The organism is Streptomyces barringtoniae, from assembly GCF_020819595.1.
Taxonomy (GTDB): domain Bacteria; phylum Actinomycetota; class Actinomycetes; order Streptomycetales; family Streptomycetaceae; genus Streptomyces; species Streptomyces barringtoniae.
In genome coordinates, this window is sequence record NZ_JAJHNP010000017.1 from 78,301 (window position 1) to 97,150 (window position 18,850).

An 18,850-nucleotide genomic window follows, 5' to 3' on the forward strand; every position below is an offset into this window, starting at 1 on the left:
ATCATGCCGATGTCGGTGGCCGCACGGTTCAGGATCCGCCCCACCGGCCCGACCGAAGGACGGCTGCTGACGACGGTCGCCGTCGATGCCGTCGGCGGCGGCCTGTTCCTGGCGGGGGCCACCCTCTTCTACTCGCGGGTGGCCGGGCTGTCCGCCGGCCAGATCGGCGTCGGGCTGTCCGTGCTGGGCGTGGTGGCGCTCGCCGCGACCGTCCCCAACGGTGCCCTGGTGGACCGGATCGGGCCGCGGCGCGCGCTGATCGTGCTGCATATGTGGCGCGCGCTGTGGTGTTCCGCGCTGGCCTTCGTCGGCTCCTTCTGGCAGTTCCTCACCGTGCTGGTCCTGCTGGGGTTGGCCGAGTACGCCGGTATGCCCGCCCTCCAGACCTACGTCGGTGCCGCCTTCTCGGACGCCGAGCGGGTCGGCGTGATGGCCAGGGTGCAGGTGCTGAAGAACGCCGGGTTCCTGATGGGCGCGCTGCTGGCGGCGGTGGCCGTGGGCGTCGGCTCGGATCTCGCGTACCGGTCGCTGCTGCTGGGCGACGCCCTGTCCTTCGTCGTCGCGGCGGCGCTGATGGTGTCGGTGCGCGAGGTGGGCGGCCGCGGCAAGGGCCGGGGGCGCACGGGGCTGGCGCCGTTCCGCAACCGTCGGTTCCTGCTGCTGACCTGCTGCAACGGGTTCCTCCAGCTCAACTTGTCGGTGCTGGTGATCGGCATGCCGCTGTGGGTGACCCGCGCGACCGAGGCGCCGGAGGCGATCGCGCCGCTGCTCATCGCCGTCAACACCGTGATCGCCATCGCGCTCCAGGTGCCGATGAGCAGGGGCGCCGAGACGGTGCCCGGCGCGGGCCGGCACATGCGGCGGGCCGGGATGTCCCTCGCCCTGATGTGCGGCACGCTGACGCTCGCGTCCTGGGTGCCGCCGGCCGCGGCCGTGACGCTGATGCTGGCCTCGGTGGTGCTGCACACCCTCGGCGAGATCTGGCACGCCTCGGGCGGCTGGGGCCTGCAGTTCGCGCTGTCCCCCGAGGCCGAGCGCGGGAGTTACGCCGCCGCCTACAGCCTGGGCCCGACCGCCGAGGGCATGGTCGGGCCGTCGCTGGTCGCGGGCGGCGTGGTGGCCGCGGGGGCGGTCGGCTGGACGGTGCTGGGCGTGCTGTTCGCGGCCGCGGGGCTGGGCGCGCACACGCTGGCCGTGCGCGCCGCCCGGGTCACAGAACCGGGTGGTCGTCGTGCAGCACCCGCTGGAACATCCGGTGGTCCCGCCACTGTCCGTTGATGTGCAGATAACGCGGGGCCATGCCGATCGCCTCGAACCCGCACTTCTCCAGCACCCGTTGGGAGCCGGTGTTCTCCAGGAGGGTGGTCGCCTCGATCCGGTGCAGCCCGACCTCGTCCCGGGCGATCCGGCAGACCCGCTCCACGGCGGCGGTCGCGAGTCCGCGGCCCTGCTGATTCTCGGCGACCCAGTAACCCAGATAGGAACTGCAGAAAGGTCCCATGGCGATTCCGGACAGCGTGATGGCTCCCACGATCCGCCCGCCGGACTCGAAGAGCCACGGCACGAGCCGGCCGTCCGCGTACTGCCGTTCCTGTTCTTCCAGGCGCTGTGCCTGACCGGCCACGGTGAAGAAGGATTCCGGGCGGCGCGGCTCCCAGGGTTCGAGGTATTTCCGGTTCTCGACATAGGCGGTGCAGAGCGCCGGGGCGTCCGCCGGTTCGGCGAGCCGCAGTATCACGCCGTCCGCGATTTCTTCGCTTCCGATGTCCATGCGCGCACCCTAATGTCCCTTGCCGGGACGCCCGTCCTGTCAGGAGCAGACCTTGCCGTCCTTCGGCACCGTCCCGTTCAACAGGTAGGCGTTCACCGTCGAGTCGACGCAGTCGCTGCCGTTGCCGTACGACCCATGCCCCTCGCCCCTCCAGGTGAGCTCGACGCCGACGCCCTTGCCGAGTTCGTCGGCCATTCTGCGGGCGCCCTCGTAGGGCGTGGCCGGGTCGCCGGTGTTGCCGACCAGCAGGATGGGCGCCGCTCCCGGTGCGCTGACCTCCGGAGTGGTGTACTGGCCCGGCACCGGCCAGTCGTGGCACCAGCCGGCCGTGTCCCAGCCCAGGAAGTCCCCGAACACCGGCGAGATCCGCTCGAACTGCGCCAGCCGCTTCTTCGTCTCCGCGGGCGTCGGCCGCTCCTTCTCGTCCAGGCACGATATGACCCGCTGGGAGTGGGACGTCGTGCCGTAGCGCCCCGAGGAGTCCCGTTCGTTGTAGCCGTCCGCGAGCGCCAGCAGCGGTGAACCGTCCCCCTTCTGCGCCGAGTCGAGCGCAGCGGTCAGCCTCGGCCAGCTGGACTCGCTGTACAGCGGCAGGACGATCCCCGTGACCGCCAGGGTCTCGGTCAGCTTGCGTCCGGACGACGTCGGCAGCGGTCGCGCGTCGATCCGCCGCAGCAGGGCCGCGATCTTCCGGGTGCCCTGTTCGGGGTTCTGGCCGGTCGACTTCAGGTAGTCGTCCAGCGCCCGCTGGAAGCCCCGGGTCTGGTTCTCGGCATGGCCCACCGTGTCCGCGGTCGGGTCGACCACCGCGTCGAGGATCAGCCGTCCCACCCGCTTCGGGAACAGGTGGGCGTACACACCGCCGAGTTCGGTGCCGTAGGAGATGCCGAAGTAGTGCATCCGCGCATCGCCGAGGACCTGGCGCATCAGGTCCATGTCGCGGGCGGTGTCGGTGGTGGACACATGGGCCAGCAGCTTGCCGGCGGCCTTCTGACAGCCCTTGCCGAAGTCCGTGGCGTCCTGGAAGAACGCCTTCTCCTCCTGCGGGGTGTCCGGTGTGGCGTCCACGTCCTCGGCGGCCTCGATCTGCCGGTCGCCGCGGCAGCGGACGCCCTCGCTGGCGCCGACCCCGCGCGGGTCCCAGCTCACCAGGTCGTAGCGCTCACGGAGTTTGGGCACGGTGGCCGCGTAGTACGGCATCATCTCCCGGCCCGAGCCGCCGGGGCCGCCGAAGTTGAACAGCAGCGAGCCGATACGGTTCCCGCCCGTCGCCCGCGCGCGGATCAGTGCCAGGCCGATCGTCGCACCGTCCGGCTCGGACCAGTCCAACGGAACCTTGAGCGTCGCGCACCGCCAGTCGCCGCTCGGTGCGGGGGAGTCCCCCGTGGCCTTGCAGCCGTGCCAGTCGAGGCGCTGGGAGGTGAGGGAGGCGGGCAGGTCCGTCGCAGGCGCCGACGGCGGAGCCGCACTCGTGCCCTTGTCCTCGCCGCCCTCGTGCCCCTTCCCGTTGCCGCCCCCGTCCGACGAGCCGCCGCCGCAGCCGGCCATCAGCAGCGCCGCGGCCACCGCGGCCGTCCAGCGCAGGAATCGCCTCATACGCACCCCCCTCACAGGCCCTTCGCGTCGTGCCGCGCCGGGCGTTCAGGCCATGGTAGGCGCACCCGACCGAACCCGCGGCGGCCTGTGGATAACCCTCTGACCAGCGATTTCTTCATGGTTGTGGGGGTTCCGGGTTCCGGGGTCTTCAGGAGCAGACCGTGCCGGCCTGCGGTTGCCTTCCGTCCAGCAGATAGCCGTTCACCGCGCTCTGCACGCACCTGTTCTTGCTGTCGTACGCGCCGTGTCCCTGGCCCTTGTACGTCAGCTCGACGGCGACGCCCTTGCCGAGCGCGTCCACCATCTTCTTCGCGCCCTCGTACGGGGTGGCCGGGTCGCCGGTGTTGCCGACGACGAGGATGGGCGCCGAGCCCGGCGCGCTGACGTCGGGATGGTCGGCGGCACCCGCCACCGGCCAGTCGGTGCAGCTGAGCATGCCCCAGGCCAGGTAGTCCCCGAACAGCGGGGAGGCCGCACGGAACTCGGGCAGCTTCTGCTGGACGTAGTCGGCGGTGTACCGCGGCTTCTGGTCGGCGCAGCTGATGGCGATGTTCGCCGCGGTGATGTTGCTGTACTCGCCGTCCTCGCTGCGGCCGTTCATCGAGTCGGACAGCAGCATGAGGATCTTGCCGTCGCCCGCGTACGCCTGCTCGAGACCTTCGGTGAGGTACTCCCAGAAGTCCTTGGAGTACAGGGACTGCGCGATGCCGTTCGTCGCTGCGGTCTGGGTGAGCTGGCGCGGCGCGATGCCGGGGATCGGCCTCTTCTCCAGGTCGTTCAGCAGTTTCGCGATGCGGTTCTTCACATCCTGCGGGGTGCTGCCGACCGGGCATTCCGTGGGCTTCGACGTGCAGTCCTCGGCGAAGTTGTCCAGCGCGAGCTGGAAGCCCTGGGCCTGTCCGAGCGAACTCTGTTCGGGGTTCTGCGTGGGGTCGACGACGGCGTCGAGCACGGCCCGGCCGACGTTCTTGGGGAACAGGTGGGCGTACACGCCGCCGAGTTCGGTGCCGTAGGAGATGCCGAAGTAGTGCAGTTTGTCGTCGCCGAGGACCTGGCGCATCAGGTCCATGTCGCGGGCCGCGTCGGTGGTGGCCACGTGCGGCAGGATCTTCTTGGAGTTCTTCTCGCAGGCCGCGTTGAACTGCTTGGTACGGTCCAGGAGCTGGGTGCGCTCGGCGCTGTTGTCCGGGGTGGCGTCCTGCTGGAAGTACGTGTCGAGCTGGGAGTCGCTCTCGCACTTCACCGGCGCGCTGCGGCCGACCCCGCGCGGGTCGAAGCTGACCAGGTCGTAGCGGGTGCGCAGGGCGGCGTAGTCCGAGGCGAACGCGGGCAGCGTGCTGACGCCGCTGCCGCCGGGGCCGCCGAAGTTGAACACGAGGGAGCCGATCCGCCGGTTCGCGGGGCCGCTGGCCTTGGCACGGATCAGGGCGATGCCGATGGTGTCGCCCTTCGGCTTGCTCCAGTCCAGGGGCGCCTTCATGGTGGCGCACTGCCAGGTGCCGCCGTTCGGCAGCGGAGACGGGGCATTGCCGCCGCCCTCGGCCTCCGACGGAGCCGGGCAGTCCTTCCAGTCCAGCTTCTGCGCCGCGAGGTCGCCGTCCTTGCCGCCGTCGCCGCACCCGGCCAGCGGGGTGCAGAGCAACAGGGCGGCGGTGGCCAGGGCAGCGGCGCGCAGCCGGGAGGGGTTCGCCATGTTCCCATCCTGGACGCGTGCACGCCGGGGCGCGCGGGGCGCGAGCCGTACGAGGTACGGGCGCCCCGTGCCGTCGTAGGGCTCCCTACAGGGCTCCCTTGCGGGTGAGCTGGTTGAAGGCCAGCCAACCCGGCAGCACCGGCAGCCACAGCGTCAGCAGGCGGTACAGCAGGACGGCCGGGGCGGCGACCTCCTTGGGCAGGCCGACGGCGATCAGGCCGACCGTCAGGGTCGCCTCCACGGCGCCCACGCCGCCCGGGGTGGGCGCCGCGGACCCGAGCGCGTTGCCGGCGAGGAAGACCACGGCGACGCTGGCGATGCTGAGCGAGGCCGAGCCGTCGCCGAACGCCCGGATGGAGGCGTCCAGGCACATCACGAAGCAGAACGTCAGCAGCAGGATGCCGCCGATACCGGTGATCAGCTTCTGGGGCCGCTGCAGCACATCGAGCATGCGGGGCACGACACCGGCGAACAGCGACCGCACGCGCGTGACGACGAATTTCCGCAGGAACGGCACCGAGGTCACCACGAGCACCAGCACCGCGACCGTCAGCAGGCCCGCGATGACCGTCCGGGACGGCGACAGGGACGGCGTCTTCTCGGTGCCGGTGAGATAGCCGAAGGACAGCAGCATCAGGATGTGGAAGCCGAGCCCGGCCAGCTGCGAGGCGCCCACGCTCGCCACCGCGAGCCCCGGCCTGACACCCGCACGCTGCAGATACCGCGTGTTGAGGGCCACACCGCCGACCGCGGCCGGTGCCACGATCTTCACGAAGGAGCCGGCCACCTGGGCTCCCACGGCCCGCAGGAACGGCACCCGCTCCGGCACGAACCCCAGCAGCTGCATCGCCGCCGCGACATAGCTGAGCGCCGAGAACAGCACGGCGGCGACGACCCAGCCCCACTGGGCGTTGGCCACGAGCGGCCCGAGCTCGATGTGCGTGAGCTGCGTCAGCAGGAAGTACGCGCCGATCGCACCGGCGATGAAACTGATCAGCGTGCGCGGCCGCACCCGCTCCAGCCGGGCCGGTTCTACCGGCGCCTGCGGCCTGATCCGCAGCACCTCATGGCGGATCTGGGTGAGCAGATCCTCCTCGCGCGCCTCCTCCAGAGCCTCGTCGACTGCCCGCTTCTCGGCGCGCGCCTGGGCGCGTACGGCCTTCTTGGCGGCCTTCCCGAGGGACTCCTGGCCCTCGCCCTCGGCTCCGGCTGCCTCCGGACGCTTGGCCTGGCGGGACGCCTCCAGGACCGCCTCGCGCTCGCGCTGAGCCTGTTCCCGGGCCAGTTTGCGCAGCGTCGCGCGCGTGGAGCGGGTCAGGGCGATCGGCTGGAGCAGCGGCAGGCAGTCGGCGACCGCGTCGGGCCCGAGCACCCGGACCGCCGAGGCCACCGCCCGCTCGGCGCCCACCCGCAGGCCGAGCGTCGTGACCAGCTGGGCCACGTCCATGCGCAGCAGCAGCTCGCCGGCCGCGATCTCACCGCCGCGCAGTTCGGTCAGGATCACCCTGCCGGAACGATCCACCAGAATCGCGTCACCCGCGAGTCTGCGGTGTGCGATGCGCCGCGACTGCAGCGCCTGCACCTGGTGCCAGGTGTTGCGCAGCAGCTCGTCGGTGATCTCCTCGTCGGCCAGCGAGTCGAGCGTGCGCCCGCCGGTGTGCTCGTAGACGAGCATGACGGCGTCCGGACCGAGTTCGGCGGTGGCGATCAGCTTGGGTGCGTTGGCGCCCGCCGCGATCGCCGCGTACGCCAGCAGCGCCTCCTGCTCCAGCGCCTGGCGCAGCGACTGGAGGCTGGAGCGGGTGGCGAAGCCGCGCAGGGTGAGATTGCGCCACGCGCGGTAGAAGAAGCCCTGGGCCTGCTGTTCCCGGTCCACGACCGTGACGTCCAGCGGCGGGCCGTCCTCCAGGGTGACGAAGTAGCGTCGGCCGCGGTCGCCGTTCTCCGTCTCCACGGCCTCCTCGCGGGCCGCGCTGACGGGGTGGAAGCCGACGTGCCTGAGGCCCGCCATCAGCGTCTGCCCGGTGGGGCGGACGTTGGGGGAGCCGACCGCGTACAGCGTGCCGTAGGCGATGGTCCAGCCGATCAGCACCGTCAGGATGATCGAGAAGGGGGTCGTGTAGCCGGTGACCAGCATCGAGAACGCGTCGAGCAGCAGCACGATCCACAGCACCGCGCGCCATCTGGGTCTGCGGGACATGCCGACGGCCGTCATGTAGGCGATGACGGGTGCCAGGTAGCCGTGCACGGGATCGGTCAGGGCGTGGATGTCGCCCGGGGAGGGCTGGGTGAGCGCCTCCTGGATCGAGCCCGGTGCGGCCCGCGCGACCCATAGGTCTGTGGCGAGGGTCACCCCGTGGGCGAGGACCGCCGCGAGGACACCGTCGGCGATGCGCAGCCCGTCGCGTTTGATCAGCCGCTCGATCGCGAAAGCGACCGGCACCAGCAGGATCGCGATGCTGGACGCCAGACCCGCGATCTTGATGAGCAGGTCGGGGGCCTGACCGGTGCCCTTGTTGATGTCCTGCTCGAAGCCCGAGGTGGTGCCGTGCGCGAACGCGGCGATCGCGAGCAGCACCACGATGGCGAGTACGCCCACCATGAGCCGCATGAGGTCGGACGGACGGTGCACGCGCGCGGGGAGCAGCGGTTCGTCGCCCTCCACGGCCTCGGCGTGCGAATCGTCGCCGGCGCCCGGGCCGTGGCCGTGAGTGGTGTTCTCCGGAACGTGCGCTCCCTCGGTGCTGTCGTCTGCGTCGGCCGCGCTGTTCTCACGCGCGCGCGTGCCGTCGTCGTCCGCGCCTGCGGCGGTGTCGGGGCGCGCGGCGGCGTCAGGGGTGCCCGCCGCGTCTTCGGGGTGCACGCCCTGCTGCTTCATGGTCTCTTCTTGGTCTCGTATCACCAGTCACCGCCCGCACGATGGTGGCATGCCCCACCGACACACGCGGGCATCAGGGTGCGGATGCGCGGGCGCACAGTCTGCCGGAAGCGCCGTCCGGGGGCGAGAGGGCCGCTCCGCACGGTCCGCGCCGCGATGTCGGTGGGGTGCGGCAGGATGGGACGAATGAGCGAGCAGAGCCCTGCCGAGGACACCCCCGAGGAGTACGCGGACGCGCTGCCCGAGTACGCCGAGCGGGTGCTCGAGGTCGCCGAGCGGATCCCGCCGGGCCGGGTCATGACGTACGGCGATGTCGCCGAGTGGCTCGAGCAAGGGGGGCCGCGCCAGGTCGGCCGGGTGATGTCGCTGTACGGAGGCGCCGTCCCGTGGTGGCGCGTCGTACGCGCCGACGGGGTGCTGCTGCCCGGCCACGAACTGCGCGCGCTGGCCCACTACCGCGCGGAGGGCACCCCGCTGAAGGAGGCGGCCAGGAGCGCCGAGGGGCATCTGCCGCGGATCGACATGCGGCGGGCCCGATGGGACGGCGGGGCGGGCGCGGTGGCTCACACCTGACAGCTTCCGCCATCCAATGCCCTCGGGGAGAGCCCGTGGCCCGAAAGGGTGACCTGGGGGACATCCGTGGCATGACGTACGTTCGTGGGTTGTGGGACGCAGGTGGCACGAGCGCCGCGAGGGAAGAAGCGGAAGCCCTGCTTCCGTCCGGAGCGGCGGCGTAGCGTCGGCTGCACGCGTCCCCCTCACCCCGCGGCCACCGCCTCGCGCCCGTGACCGCCCGCCCACCAGCACGAACACCAGGACCGGCCAATCACGTGAGCTCCTCTTCCTCCACCAGGCGCCTGTCGCACCCTCCGGTGCGGCAGGGGGGCCGTGGCGCTTACCGACTGGTCCGTACCCCGCCGGCCGCCGTCGACCCCCCTCGTCTGGACGCGGCACAGCGCGCCGTGGTTGACCACCGCAGCGGACCCCTGCTCGTCCTCGCCGGTCCCGGCACCGGCAAGACCACCACCCTCGTCGAGTCCGTGGCCACGCGGATCGCCCGCGGCGCCGACCCCGAACGCATCCTGGTGCTGACGTTCAGCCGCAAGGCCGCCGTCGACCTGCGCGACCGCATGGCCCTGCGCATCGGCGCCGCCCGCGCACCGCGCGCGACGACGTTCCACTCGTACTGCTACGCACTGGTGCGCGCCCACCAGGACACCGGCCTGTTCACCGAGCCGCTGCGGCTGCTCTCCGGCCCGGAACAGGACGTCACCGTCCGCGAGCTGCTCGCCGGGCAGCCCGAACTGCAGCGGCTCGGACTGGCGCACGTGCGCTGGCCCGACGAGCTGCGCGCCTGCCTGACCACACGGGGCTTCGCCGACGAGGTCCGCGCGGTCCTCGCCCGCAGCCGTGAGCTGGGCCTCGGTCCCGACGCACTGGACGCCTTCGCGCGCCGTATCGGCCGCCCCGACTGGCGCGCCGCGGCCGCGTTCCTCGCCGAGTACCTGGACGTGCTCGACATGCAGGGCGTGATCGACTACGCGGAACTGGTCCACCGCGCGGTCCTGCTCGCCCACCGCCCCGAGACCGCCGCACGGCTCGCCGCCCAGTACGACGCCGTGTACGTCGACGAGTACCAGGACACCGACCCCGCCCAGGTACGGCTCCTGCACGCGCTGGCCGGCGGCGGCCGCACGCTGCTTGCCTTCGGCGACCCCGACCAGTCGATCTACGCCTTCCGGGGCGCGGACGTGAACGGCATCCTCGACTTCCCGGCGGCCTTCCCGCGCGCGGACGGCCGCCCCGCCCCCGTCGAGGTGCTGCGCACCTCCCGCCGCTGTGGCGCCGCCCTGCTCGCCGCAACCCGGCTGATCACCCAGCGCATGCCGCTGCCCCGGCTGCCCGCCGACAAGGTCCGCGCCCACCGCGAGCCGGCCGCCGAACGGGACGGGGGCCGCGTCGAGGTCTACACATACCCGACGGCCGGTACGGAACTGGACAACATCGCGGACATCCTGCGCCGCGCGCACCTGGAGGACGGCGTCGCCTGGAGCGACATGGCCGTCCTGGTCCGGGCCGGCTCCCGCACCCTGCCCACCCTCCGCCGCGCCCTCAGCGCGGCCGGCGTCCCGCTGGACATCGACGGCGACGACCTGCCCCTGCGCCACGAGCCGGCGGTGGCCCCGCTGCTGACGGCCCTGCGCGCGGTGGCCACGGCGGAGGCACACGACCGAGAGGCGGACGCCACCGCACTCGACCCGGAAAGCCCACCGGCCCCCGACGAAGTCCGGGAAGACACCCCCGACACCTCCTGGCTCGACACCGAGACCGCGCTCACCCTGCTCGCCTCACCCCTCGCCGGCATGGACCCGGCCGACCTGCGCCGCCTCGGCCGTGCCCTGCGCGAGGAGGAGCGGGCGGCCGGCAACCCGCTGCCGCCCCCCTCCGACGTACTGCTCGCGCGGGCGCTCGCCGAACCCGAGCGCCTGGCCGTGCACGACCCGGCGTACGCGCGCGGCGCGCAGCGCCTCGGCGCGCTGCTCCGCAAGGCCCGCGAACGGCTCGCAAACGGCGGTACGGCCGAGGAGACGCTGTGGGACCTGTGGGAGGGCACTCCGTGGCCCGCGCGCCTGGAGCGGACCGCCCGGCGCGGCGGCGCGGCCGGCCGCAACGCCGACCGGGACCTGGACGCCGTGTGCGCGCTGTTCGCCACCGCCGCACGCGCGGAGGAGCGCACCGGAGGCCGGGGCGCGCTGAACTTCCTGGAGGAGACCGAGGCCGAGGACATCGCCGCCGACACGCTCACGCGCCGCGCGGTACGCCCCGACGCCGTCCGCCTGATGACCGCGCACCGCGCCAAGGGCCTGCAGTGGCGGCTGGTCGTCGTCGCCGGTGTCCAGGAAGGCCTGTGGCCCGACCTGCGCCGCCGCGGCTCCCTCCTGGAAGCCGACCGCATCGGCCGCGACGGACTCGCCGAACCGCTCACCCCGGGCGCACTGCTCGCCGAGGAACGCAGGCTGTTCTACGTGGCCGCCACGCGCGCGCGTGACCGCCTCGTCGTCACCGCGGTGAAGGCACCGGCCGACGACGGCGACCAGCCGTCCCGCTTCCTGACCGAGCTCGGCGTCGAGCCGAAGGACGTCACCGGCCGCCCCCGCCGCCCGCTGTCCGTGGCCGCGCTCGTCGCCGAGCTGCGCGCCACCACGGTCGACCCGCGCGTGTCCGCCGCCCTGCGGGAGGCCGCCGCGCGCCGCCTGGCCCGGCTCGCCGCCCTCGCCGACGAGGACGGTCGCCCGCTGGTGCCGTCCGCGCACCCCTACCGCTGGTGGGGCATGTACGACCCGACGGAGAGCAAGGTGCCGCTGCGCCACCGCGACCGGCCGGTCGTGCTCTCCGGCAGCGCCCTCGACCAGCTCGCCAACACCTGCGCCCTCCAGTGGTTCCTGGGCCGCGAGGTGAAGGCCGACGCCCCGGCCACCACCGCCCAGGGCTTCGGCAACGTCGTCCACGTCCTCGCCGACGAGGTCGCCTCCGGCCGTACCCCGGCCGACCTCGACGTCCTCATGGAACGGCTGGACTCGGTGTGGAACGCGCTCGCCTTCGACGCGCCCTGGAAGTCGCAGCAGGAGAAGGACAACGCGCGCGTGGCGCTCGAACGCTTCCTGAACTGGCATGTGCTGGACCGCACCGGGCGCACCCCGGTGGCGAGCGAGCAGGACTTCGACGTCACCCTCGAAGCGGGCGACTACCAGGTCCGCATCCGCGGCCAGATGGACCGCGTGGAGACGGACAGCGAGGGCCGCGCCTACGTGGTCGACTTCAAGACCGGCAAGCAGGCGCCCAGCGCCGCCGAGGTGGCCCGCCACCCCCAGCTCGCCGTCTACCAGCTCGCCGTCCACGAAGGCGCCGTCGACGAGGTCTTCGACGGCGTACGTCCCGAACCCGGCGGCGCCGAACTGGTGCACCTCAGGCAGGGCGCCGCCAAGCGCGACGGAGGCGACGGCCTGCCCAAGACGCAGGGCCAGGAGCCGCTGTCGGGGGAGTGGGTCGGCGATCTGCTGGCCACGGCCGCCGGCAAGGTCCTGGACGAGCGGTTCGCGCCGAACACCGGCCAGCACTGCACGCACTGCGCCTTCCGCGCCTCGTGCAGCGCGCGGCCCGAGGGGCGGCACGTGGTCGAGTGAGTCCCCGGAAGGTGCCGGAGCCCACCGGAAGGGGCTGGAGTCCACCGGAAGGGGCTGGAGTCCACCGGGAGATACCGGAGTGACGCACAGCACCATAGGAGCTGACCTGCGCTTCTTCCTCCCCGGACGGCCTATCCGGACTCGACTGTCAGTGCCCGCCGCTAGCCTTTTCCGACATGCCCGCCCGTATCAGCGACCCCGAGCAGCTCAAAGAGCTCCTCGGCATCCCGTTCACCCCGGAGCAGACGGCCTGCATCACCGCGCCGCCCGCCCCGCAGGTGATCGTGGCCGGAGCCGGGTCGGGCAAGACCACCGTGATGGCCGCCCGCGTGGTCTGGCTGGTCGGCACCGGCCAGGTCGCCCCCGAACAGGTCCTCGGCCTGACCTTCACCAACAAGGCCGCCGGCGAGCTGGCCGAACGCGTCCGCAAGGCACTGATCAGGGCCGGCGTCACCGACCCCGATGTCATCGACCCCGACAACCCGCCCGGCGAACCGGTGATCTCCACCTACCACGCCTTCGCCGGCCGCCTCCTCACCGACCACGGCCTGCGCCTCGGCCTGGAGCCCACCTCCCGGCTGCTCGCCGACGCCACCCGCTACCAGCTCGCCGCGCGCGTGCTGCGCGAGGCCCCCGGCCCCTATCCCGCGCTGACCCGCTCCTTCGCCGACCTCGTCAGCGACCTGCTCGCCCTCGACTCCGAACTCGCCGAACACCTCGTCGACCCCGAGGAACTGCGCTCCTGGGACGCGGACCTGCTGCGCACCCTCGAGGACGCCAAGCTCACCAACGCCGACCTGCGCAAGGTCCCCGAGACGGCCGCCGCCCGCCGCGAACTCGCCGACCTCGTCCGCCGCTACCGGACGGCAAAACGCGAACGCGACCTGCTCGACTTCGGCGACCAGATCGCCCTGTCGGCCCGCCTCGCCCGCATCCCCGAGGTGGGCCGGCTGCTGCGCGAGGAGTTCCGCGTGGTGCTCCTGGACGAGTACCAGGACACCTCCGTGGCCCAACGCGTCCTGCTCGCAGGCCTGTTCGGCGGCGGCACGGGCCATCCCGTGACCGCGGTCGGCGACCCCTGCCAGGCCATCTACGGCTGGCGCGGCGCCTCCGTCGCCAACCTGGACGACTTCCCCGCGCACTTCGCGCACGCCGACGGCCGCCCCGCCACCCGGCAGGCCCTCAGCGAGAACCGCCGCAGCGGCGGCCGCCTCCTCGACCTCGCCAACGGGCTCGCCGAGCCGCTGCGCGCCATGCACGCGGGCGTGGAGGCCCTGCGGCCGGCCCCCGGCGCCGAGCACGACGGCGTGGTCCGCTGCGCGCTGCTGCCCACCCACGCGGAGGAGATCGACTGGATCGCCGACTCGATCGCCCACCTCGTGCACACCGGCACCGCCCCCGGCGAGATCGCCGTACTGTGCCGCACGGCGACCGACTTCGCCGAGATCCAGGGCGCCCTCGTGGCGCGGGACGTCCCCGTCGAGGTGGTCGGCCTGTCCGGCCTGCTGCACCTGCCCGAGGTCGCCGACCTCGTGGCCGTCTGCGAGGTTCTGCAGGACCCCGGCGCCAACGCCTCCCTGGTGCGCCTGCTGACCGGCCCGCGCTGGCGCATCGGCCCCCGCGACCTCGCCCTGCTGGGCCGCCGCGCCCGTCTGCTGGTCGCCCACGCGCGCGTGGACGACGGCGACGACCCCGACCGCCGGCTCGCCGCCGCCGTCGAAGGGGTCGACCCGGCCGAGGTGATATCGCTCGCGGACGCCCTCGACACGTTCCTAGAAGCGCCCATGGACGCTGAGGCCGATGACGACGGGCTGCCGTTCTCGCCGGACGCCCGCGTGCGCTTCGCGCGCCTGGCCGCCGAACTGCGCGAGCTGCGCCGCTCGCTGTCCGACCCGCTGATGGACGTCCTGCACCGCGTGCTCGCCGTCACCGGCCTGGAGGTGGAGCTGTCGGCGTCCCCGCACGCCCTGGCCGCCCGCCGCCGCGAGACCCTGTCCAACTTCCTGGACGTCGCCGCGTCCTTCGCGGCGAGCGACGGCGAGGCCACCCTGCTCGCCTTCCTCGGCTTCCTGCGCACCGCCGCTCAGTACGAGAAAGGCCTCGACAACGCCCTCCCCGGCGGCGAGAACACCGTCAAGGTGCTCACCGCCCACAAGTCCAAGGGCCTGGAGTGGGACGTCGTCGCCGTCCCCGGACTGGTCAAAGGCACCTTCCCCAGTGCACAGGGCCGCGAGAAGTGGACGGCGCAGGCCAAGGTGGTGCCGCACGCACTGCGCGGCGACACCGACACCCTGCCCGACGTCGACAGCTGGGACGCGCGCGGCCTCAAGGCCTTCCACGAGGCCATGAAGGACCACCAGCACACCGAGGAGCTCCGCCTCGGCTACGTCACCTTCACACGCCCCCGCTCCCTCCTGCTCGGTTCCGGCCACTGGTGGGGCCCCAGCCAGAAGAAGCCACGCGGCCCCTCCGACTTCCTCCAGGCCCTGCACGACCACTGCGCCGCCGGACACGGCGAGATCGAGGCCTGGGCCGAGGAGCCCGCCGAGGACGCGGAGAATCCCGCCCTGCACACGGCCGGCGCCGACCAGGTGTGGCCGCTCCCGCTGGACGCCGCCGCCCTGGCCCGCCGCCGCGCGGCCGCCGAGACCGTCCTCGCCCACCTGGACGCCCTCGCGGCCCAGGACACCACCCACCCGCAGGCGGCCCACGACCCAGTCGCCCTCGACGACCCCGACTGGCCCCCGCCCCCGGACGACGACCCCTACGGCGAGGAGCCGTACGACGAACACGACGGGGACCTCCCGTACGGCGAGGGCTTCCCGTACGAGGAGCACGACGAGCTCGACGAGGGTCCGCCGTACACCGAGCGCGGCGCGGGCCTCCCCTACGAGGAGGACACCTTCGGCGCCGCGGCCGCCTTCGGCGAGGAGGAACCGCCGTACGACGCGACTGCCCCCGGCCCGGACGACCCCGCCGACCGGGACGCCCGGAGTGCCCGGAGCGCCGACCGGCCCACGGTCCCGCACCAGGTGCCCGCCCCGCCGCACCGCCCCCGCCCCGCCGAGCTACTGCCCCACCCCGGACTCACCCCGGAGGAGGCCCGCACCATCGCCTCCTGGGACCGCGACCTGGATGCGCTCACCGGCGAGCTGCTGCGCGCCCGCCAGACCGTCACCGACGTCCCACTGCCCGCCACGCTCACCGCCTCCCAGCTGCTGCGCCTGGCCGAGGACCCGGACGGGCTCGCGCAGGAACTCGCGCGCCCCATGCCACGCCCTCCGCAACCGGCCGCGCGCCGGGGCACCCGGTTCCACGCCTGGGTCGAAGCCCGCTTCGAGGAACTGACGCTGCCCCTGCTGGAACCCGACGAGCTGCCCGGCAGCGACGCCGAGATCGCCGACGAACAGGACCTGGAAGCCCTGAAAGAGGCCTTCGAACGCACCGAGTACGCCCGGCGCACTCCCTACCGGATCGAGGCGCCCTTCCAGCTCACCCTCGCCGGCCGCGTCGTAAGGGGCCGCATCGACGCGGTCTACAAGCACGGCGACGGAGACGGGGCGACGTACGAGATCGTCGACTGGAAGACCAGCCGCACCCGCACCGCCGACCCGCTCCAGCTCGCCGTGTACCGGCTGGCCTGGGCCGAGCAGCAGGGCGTGCCGCCCGAGTCGGTCACGGCCGCCTTCCTGTACGTGCGCACCGGCGAGGTCGTACAGCCGCCGGACCTGCCGGACCGGGCCGCCCTGGAGCGGCTCCTCGCGGAAGACTCCGAAACGGCACACCAGGCAACCTGAGTGTGACGAACCGCCCGCCGAGGATGTCGGTGCGGGCCGATAGGCTCGTGAGCATGAGCCAGACCCCGGACAGCGCCGTCCGCATGTACATCGAGCAGCACCGCGCCACCTTCCTCGACGACCTCGCGGCATGGCTGCGCATCCCCTCCGTGTCGGCCCAGCCCGACCACGCGCCCGACGTACGGCGCAGCGCCGACTGGCTCGCCGCCAAGCTCAAGGAGACCGGCTTCCCGACCGTCGAGGTCTGGCAGACCCCCGGCGCCCCGGCCGTCTTCGCCGAGTGGCCCTCCGGTGACCCCGAGGCGCCCACCGTCCTCGTCTACGGCCACCACGACGTGCAGCCCGCCGCCCGCGAGGACGGCTGGGACAGCGACCCCTTCGAGCCGGTCGTCCGTGGAAACCGCCTCTACGCGCGCGGGGCGGCCGACGACAAGGGCCAGGTGTTCTTCCACACACTCGGCGTCCGCGCCCACCTCGCCGCCACCGGCCGCACCGCCCCGGCGGTCAACCTGAAGCTGCTGATCGAGGGCGAGGAGGAGTCCGGCTCCCCGCACTTCCGGGCCCTGGTCGAGGAGCACGCGGGACGGCTCGCCGCCGACGCCGTGATCGTCTCCGACACCGGCATGTGGGCCGAGGACACCCCGACCGTGTGCACCGGCATGCGCGGCCTCGCCGAGTGCGAGATCCGGTTGTACGGCCCCGACCAGGACATCCACTCCGGCTCCTTCGGCGGCGCCGTACCCAACCCGGCCACCGCCGCCGCCCGCCTGGTCGCCGCCCTGCACGACGAGCACGCGCGCGTGGCGATTCCCGGCTTCTACGACGGCATCGTGGAGCTGACCGACCGCGAGCGCGAACTGTTCGCCGAGCTGCCCTTCGACGAGGAGCGCTGGCTGGACACCGCCAAGTCCCGCGCCACCCACGGCGAGGCCGGCTACAGCACCCTCGAACGCATCTGGGCCCGCCCGACCGCCGAGGTCAACGGCATCGGCGGCGGCTACCAGGGCCCCGGCAGCAAGACGATCATCCCGTCCTCGGCCATGGTGAAGCTGTCCTTCCGGCTGGTCGCCGGCCAGGACGCCGACCACCTGGAGAAGGCCGTCCACGCCTGGGCCCAGACGCAGGTGCCCGCCGGGATCCGGTACGAGATCGTCTTCGGCTCGGCCACGCGCCCGTGCCTGACCCCGCTCGACCACCCCGCGCTGCAGTCCGTGGCCCGCGCCATGGGCCGCGCCTTCGAGACCCCGGTCCGCTTCACCCGCGAGGGTGGCTCCGGACCCGCCGCCGACCTGCAGGAGATCCTCGGCGCCCCCGTGCTCTTCCTGGGCATCTCCGTCCCCTCCGACGGCTGGCACGCGCCGAACGAAAAGGTCGAGCTGGACCTCCTCCTCAAGGGCGTCGAGACCAGCGCCTACCTGTGGGGTGACCTGGCCGAGCACTGGCGTCCCACGCCCTGACCGGCCGGTGCCGTACGGGAGGGCATCGCGCGCGGGGCACACTGGAAGGACCGCCCGCCCGTCCCACCCGCGTCCGGCCCGGTGCCCTCCCGCCCACGTCCCGCCGAACCGCCCGCCGAACGAACCGCTGCACTGGGGGAGTTGGAAGCACCCGTGACCACCTGGACCGACGACACAGCCGATCGACCCATCTCGCTGACCGCACCGAGCGGCATCGACCGCGCCGCCCACCACCGGCTCGACGAGGCCTGGCTCGCGGCTGCGTGGAGCCACCCCACGACCCGCTGCTTCGTGGTCTCCGGCGGCCAGGTGCTCATCGACGAGACCCCGGACGGCCGGACCGAGCTCGTCATGACCCCCTCCTTCGAGGCCCCGCTCACCGAGGCACACCGCTACTTCCTCGGCATCGACGAGGACGGCGTCAGCTACTTCGCGCTCCAGAAGGACGCACTGCCCGGCCGTATCGACCAGTCCGCACGCCCCGCCGGGCTGCGGGAGGCCGGGCTGCTGCTCTCGCCGCGCGACACCGGGCTGATGGTGCACGCGGTCGGCCTGGAGAACTGGCAGCGCACCCACCGCTTCTGCTCCCGCTGCGGCGAACGCACGGTCATCGCCGCCGCCGGCCACATCCGCCGCTGCCCGGCCTGCGGCGCCGAGCACTACCCGCGCACCGACCCGGCCGTGATCATGGCCGTGACCGACGCGGACGACCGCATCCTGCTCGGCCGCCAGGTTCACTGGCCCGAGGGCCGCTTCTCCACGCTCGCCGGATTCGTCGAACCCGGCGAGTCCATCGAGCAGGCGGTGCGCCGCGAGGTGTCCGAGGAGGTCGGCATCACCGTCGGCCCCGTGGAGTACGTGGCCAGCCAGCCCTGGCCCTTCCCGTCCAGCCTGATGCTCGGCTTCATGGCCCGCGCCACCTCGACCGAGATCGACGTCGACGGCGACGAGATCCACGAGGCCCGCTGGTTCTCCCGCGAGGAACTGCACGACGCCTTCGAGTCCGGCGAGGTGCTGCCGCCCTACGGGATCTCCATCGCGGCCCGCCTGATCGAGATGTGGTACGGCAAGCCGCTGCCGACCCGCAGCTTCGTCTGAGACACAGCACTCCTTCCCAGGCGCAGCAGGGCGGCCCCCGATCTCTCGGGGGCCGCCCTGCTGCGGTCACCGCGGAAACCCGCGGAGCGTCACGCGGCGAGCTTCTGCTTCACCTGGGCGAGCGACGGGTTCGTCAGCGTCGTGCCGTCCCCGAAGAGCACGGTCGGCACCGTCTGGTTTCCGCCATTCGCCTTCTCCACGAACGCGGCGGACTCGGGGTCCTGCTCGATGTTGATCTCGGTGTAGGCGATGCCCTCCCGCTCCAGCTGGCTCTTCAGCCGCCGGCAGTAGCCGCACCAAGTCGTGCTGTACATCGTCACAGTGCCCTGCATCTCTCTCGCGCTCCTCAGGCAGCTCGGAAAATCGTCCGGGGGAA

At 72.9% G+C, this 18,850-nt stretch carries 11 protein-coding genes; 6 read left to right on the forward strand and 5 right to left on the reverse strand.

Annotated features, from left to right (window positions below; genetic code table 11):
• Nucleotides 1-3: 3 nt before the first annotated feature.
• A complete protein-coding gene (locus LMU33_RS27940; RefSeq protein WP_228623380.1) occupies nt 4-1,278 on the forward strand; it encodes an MFS transporter in 1,275 nt (424 codons plus the stop codon).
• Here the strand turns inward: LMU33_RS27940 and LMU33_RS27945 are convergent.
• The 4 genes from LMU33_RS27945 to LMU33_RS27960 form a co-directional block, all read right to left on the reverse strand.
• Entirely contained in the window at nt 1,211-1,771 is a 561-nt protein-coding gene (locus LMU33_RS27945) for a GNAT family N-acetyltransferase (protein WP_228623381.1), read from the reverse strand. The two genes, LMU33_RS27940 and LMU33_RS27945, sit on opposite strands and share 68 nt — an antisense overlap.
• A 39-nt stretch (nt 1,772-1,810) precedes the next feature.
• A complete protein-coding gene (locus LMU33_RS27950) occupies nt 1,811-3,367 on the reverse strand; it encodes an alpha/beta hydrolase (RefSeq protein ID WP_228623382.1) in 1,557 nt (518 codons plus the stop codon).
• Between the two features lie 148 nt (nt 3,368-3,515).
• Nucleotides 3,516-5,060 carry an alpha/beta hydrolase gene (locus LMU33_RS27955; RefSeq protein ID WP_228623383.1) on the reverse strand — a complete coding sequence of 515 codons (1,545 nt, stop codon included), beginning with the start codon at nt 5,058-5,060 and terminating at the stop codon, nt 3,516-3,518.
• A gap of 85 nt (nt 5,061-5,145) precedes the next feature.
• Nucleotides 5,146-7,938, reverse strand: coding sequence for a lysylphosphatidylglycerol synthase domain-containing protein (locus LMU33_RS27960; protein WP_228623384.1), 2,793 nt, complete (start codon nt 7,936-7,938; stop codon nt 5,146-5,148).
• 186 nt (nt 7,939-8,124) lie between these two features.
• Here LMU33_RS27960 and LMU33_RS27965 point away from each other — a divergent pair, with 186 nt between their 5' ends.
• The 5 genes from LMU33_RS27965 (at nt 8,125) to nudC (ending at nt 18,474) form a co-directional block, all read left to right on the forward strand.
• Complete coding sequence (locus LMU33_RS27965) at nt 8,125-8,511, forward strand: MGMT family protein (protein ID WP_228623385.1); 387 nt, start codon at nt 8,125-8,127, stop codon at nt 8,509-8,511.
• Nucleotides 8,512-8,768: 257 nt separating this feature from the next.
• Nucleotides 8,769-12,122: an ATP-dependent helicase gene (locus tag LMU33_RS27970; protein ID WP_228623386.1), complete on the forward strand. Its 3,354-nt coding sequence runs from the start codon at nt 8,769-8,771 to the stop codon at nt 12,120-12,122.
• Between the two features lie 176 nt (nt 12,123-12,298).
• Complete coding sequence (locus LMU33_RS27975) at nt 12,299-15,919, forward strand: ATP-dependent helicase (RefSeq protein WP_372478065.1); 3,621 nt, start codon at nt 12,299-12,301, stop codon at nt 15,917-15,919.
• 53 nt (nt 15,920-15,972) lie between these two features.
• Nucleotides 15,973-17,376 carry a dipeptidase gene (locus LMU33_RS27980; RefSeq protein WP_228623387.1) on the forward strand — a complete coding sequence of 468 codons (1,404 nt, stop codon included), beginning with the start codon at nt 15,973-15,975 and terminating at the stop codon, nt 17,374-17,376.
• 153 nt (nt 17,377-17,529) lie between these two features.
• Nucleotides 17,530-18,474 carry an NAD(+) diphosphatase gene (gene nudC, locus LMU33_RS27985; protein ID WP_228623388.1) on the forward strand — a complete coding sequence of 315 codons (945 nt, stop codon included), beginning with the start codon at nt 17,530-17,532 and terminating at the stop codon, nt 18,472-18,474.
• A gap of 89 nt (nt 18,475-18,563) precedes the next feature.
• Here nudC and LMU33_RS27990 read toward each other — a convergent pair whose 3' ends face one another.
• Nucleotides 18,564-18,806 carry a mycoredoxin gene (locus tag LMU33_RS27990; RefSeq protein ID WP_228623389.1) on the reverse strand — a complete coding sequence of 81 codons (243 nt, stop codon included), beginning with the start codon at nt 18,804-18,806 and terminating at the stop codon, nt 18,564-18,566.
• Nucleotides 18,807-18,850 lie beyond the last annotated feature (44 nt).